We start from the raw sequence: 489 nt of genomic DNA, 5'->3' as shown, positions 1-489 counted from the left end.
TAACTTTTCATAAATAATCATTAAAACTTAATCCAATGATTATTCTATTTGTTGTATTTTAAAAATATTCCTCATTTTTATATTTTGAACGTTGAAATTCTTTACCTGCCTTATAATCTTTCCAATTTAAAAAACCACCCTTATATTCACCCAAAAGCCCATTCCAAAAATTATCAGTATCCTTTGCCCACATTCCCTCACTGACAAAGAACTTGCCAGACTCAGATATACATACAACATATTCCCCACTATGTAATCTACATACAGGAATTGTTTGTTCTCCAACTTTTTCATTATAATTTGCATTATGTTCATAATAATACTTCATATATTCATAACATGTTGAATGTACATCATAATCTTCTTCTCCAAAAGAATCTATATATTTAGCTATAATTTGCAATTCATCAAACTCTTCCATGAATTTTCTTGCAGCCTCAAATACCTCATATCCTTCACTTTCAAGTATTTTAACTCTATTTGTTATAT

1 protein-coding gene is annotated in these 489 nt (G+C 28.0%); it reads right to left on the bottom strand.

The genetic code is table 11. The annotated features are described in order from the left end of the window. Positions 1–58: 58 nt before the first annotated feature. The coding region (locus NG901_RS16620) for an SUKH-3 domain-containing protein (RefSeq protein WP_252217051.1) at positions 59–489 on the bottom strand (431 nt) is incomplete at its 5' end.

This window comes from Clostridium sp. CMCC3677, assembly GCF_023845585.1.
In the GTDB taxonomy this organism is placed as follows: Bacteria; Bacillota; Clostridia; order Clostridiales; family Clostridiaceae; genus Clostridium; species Clostridium aquiflavi.
Note: the sequence above shows the minus strand (reverse complement) of the source record. Positions and strands in the feature narration are given on the sequence as shown.